This is a genomic window from Microcystis sp. M165S2 (assembly GCF_020245885.1).
Taxonomy (GTDB): domain Bacteria; phylum Cyanobacteriota; class Cyanobacteriia; order Cyanobacteriales; family Microcystaceae; genus Microcystis.
The window spans coordinates 1-3,009 of record NZ_JADBTZ010000352.1 but is presented as its reverse complement, the minus strand read 5'-3'; the positions used below and the strand labels follow the sequence as shown (position 1 = coordinate 3,009).

Below are 3,009 nucleotides of genomic sequence, written 5' to 3'. Positions count from 1 at the left end.
GAGACAATCATCCCAATACCGCCGCCAGTCTCAACAATTTGGCAGAACTTTATCGGTCTCAAGGAAGATACAGCGAAGCCGAACCCCTCTACAAACAAGCCTTAGCTATCATCAAACAACAATTAGGAGACAACCATCCCGATACCGCCGCCAGTCTCAACAATTTGGCAGAACTTTACAGAGTTCAAGGCAGATACAGCGAAGCCGAACCCCTCTACAAACAAGCTTTAGCTATCATCAAACAACAATTAGGAGACAATCATCCCAATACCGCCGCCAGTCTCAACAATTTGGCAGAACTTTATCGGTCTCAAGGAAGATACAGCGAAGCCGAACCCCTCTACAAACAAGCCTTAGCTATCATCAAACAACAATTAGGAGACAACCATCCCCTAACTGCACAAAGTCTCAACAATTTGGCAGGACTTTACCAGTCTCAAGGCAGATACAGCGAAGCCGAACCCCTCTACAAACAAGCCTTAGCTATCAGGAAACAACAATTAGGAGACAACCATCCCGATACCGCCTCCAGTCTCAACAACTTGGCAGAACTTTACAGAGTTCAAGGCAGATACAGCGAAGCCGAACCCCTCTACAACAGGTCCTTAGCTATCTGGAAACAACAATTAGGAGACAACCATCCCAATACCGCCACCAGTCTCAACAACTTGGCAGGACTTTACCAGTCTCAAGGAAGATACAGCGAAGCCGAACCCCTCTTAGAACAAGCCTTAGCTATCAGGAAACAACAATTAGGAGACAACCATCCCGATACCGCCACCAGTCTCAACAACTTGGCAGCACTTTACGAGTCTCAAGGAAGATACAGCGAAGCCGAACCCCTCTACAACAGGTCCTTAGCTATCTGGAAACAACAATTAGGAGACAACCATCCCAATACCGCCACCAGTCTCAACAACTTGGCAGGACTTTACCAGTCTCAAGATGATATTCCTCAAGCCATTAATTATCGAACCCAAGCACTTGCAGTACAAGAATACAACCTCTCAGAAAACCTAAAAATGGGGGATGACAAGCAAAAACAAGATTATATGGCAAAGGTTTTGGGGACGACTAATGGGGTGATTTCCCTCAATCTTCAAGCTGCACCTAATAACCCAGAAGCAACCCGTCTCGCCTTGAAAACCATCTTAGAACGTAAAGGACGAATTTTAGATGTTTCAACCAATAGCTTACAAATTCTCCGACAACGTACTGATGACCTCGAAAGTCAACGATTATTAACTCAACTGATTGAAGTTCGGACTCAACTATCTAATCTGACCTTTAAAAAGCCTGATGATTTCCCCTCACCAGAAATTTACCGTCAACAACTTAACGAAGTTACCGAAAAAGCAAAAGAAATAGAGGGTAAAATCGGTCGTCGTAGTGCCGAATTTCGTAGCCTATCCCAACCCATTACCCTCGAAGGCATTCAAAAGCTAATTCCTGCTGATGCTGCTTTAGTTGAAATAGTCCGCTATCGACCTCTTAATCCTAAAGCGCCTGAAAATCAACGCTTTGGCAATCCTCGTTATGCTGTTTATATTCTCTATCCCAATGGTGACATCAAAGCCAAGGATTTAGGGGAGGCTAAACCAATTGACGACAAATTAATTTACTTCCGTGACAATCTTGCAGACGCAGAAACTCGTCTCCCCCAACTGCAAAAATCAGCGCGTCAACTTGATGAGACATTGATGCAGCCTATCCGTCAATTATTAGGCGATACTAAAACAATTCTGCTTTCTCCTGATGCTGGACTTAATTTAATTCCCTTTGAAGCATTAGTGGATGAAAATAATCAATACTTAGTGGAAAATTATCATATTACCTATCTCACTTCTGGACGAGATTTACTACGTCTAAAAGATAAATTTGCCAGTCAACAATCTCCCCTCATTGTAGCTGATCCTTTCTACGGTAAAGCAGGGGAAAAAGTCGCTCTCACTCGTTCCATTGACCTGTCTGAGTTTACTTTTCCCGGTCTTCCGGGTACAGAACAAGAAGCTAAAGCGATTAAAAATATCTTACCTCAAGCCACTGTTTTAACTGGTTCTCAAGCCACAGAAAACGCCGTCAAACAAGCGAAAAAACCGAATATTCTCCACATCGCCACTCATGGTTTTTTTAAACCGGAACGCAATGTGATTGAGAATCCTTTATTGCGTTCTGGGTTAGTTTTAGCCGGAGTTAAAATCGGTCAAAGTGCAGGAGATGATGGTGTTTTAACTGCTTTAGAAACTACCAATTTAAACTTAGTCGGAACCAAATTAGTTGTTCTTTCCGCTTGCGATACGGGGAAAGGAGATATTAATATCGGCCAGGGAGTTTATGGATTGCGCCGCGCTTTAGTTATTGCGGGTAGTGAAAGCCAATTAATTAGCCTTTGGAAAGTATCTGACGACGCAACTAAAGATTTAATGGTCGCCTATTATGGACGCTTGCAAAAAGGAGAAAGACGCAGTGAAGCTTTACGACAAATTCAACTAGGAATGCTCAAGAGTGAGAAGCAAAAACATCCTTTTTTCTGGGCAAGTTTTATTCCTTCTGGTGATGCAACTTCGATGAAATTTGACTGATGAAGGTTTAGGAGTTAAACTTAGTGATAAGATTATTAGTATCACAAACAATTACTAGCCATAGCTTCCACGAAAGAATAGGAGTTTCAGACTACGGTAGCATCAGGGTTTTAGCTTATCCCGAACTCAGGTTAGGTAGAGGAGGAACAAGAGAGAGAGCAATTGACGAATTAGAGAGATTATCCCCGAATGCTCCTCTAAAATCGGCTTCTTTAAACTTATTGTATAATCTGAGTAGAAATCTAGAAGCGTTATCGAAAAAAACACAGGAGGATAGGGAGATAGGTGGTGATTCGGTAGTAGTGATGGTGGCTTAATCCTTTGCTTTGCTGTGCATTGTAGTCATGGATAAAATACCAAAGGGTTCCCCAACGTGATTCTCCATTTTTTTAGAGAAAGATAGACTCTGTCTCACCAGTCGAGAAAT

1 protein-coding gene and 2 pseudogenes are annotated in these 3,009 nt (G+C 42.5%); 2 read left to right on the top strand and 1 reads right to left on the bottom strand.

Annotated elements, in window-relative coordinates; all coding sequences use genetic code 11:
• Positions 1-2,582 (top strand): CHAT domain-containing tetratricopeptide repeat protein (locus tag IM479_RS17585; protein ID WP_287699514.1); only part of this gene is annotated, 2,582 nt, incomplete at its 5' end.
• A gap of 131 nt (positions 2,583-2,713) precedes the next feature.
• A pseudogene (locus IM479_RS23095) lies at positions 2,714-2,863 on the top strand (DUF4351 domain-containing protein); the annotation flags it as partial.
• 51 nt (positions 2,864-2,914) lie between these two features.
• Here IM479_RS23095 and IM479_RS17575 read toward each other — a convergent pair.
• Positions 2,915-3,009, bottom strand: a pseudogene (locus tag IM479_RS17575) (IS1 family transposase); the annotation flags it as partial.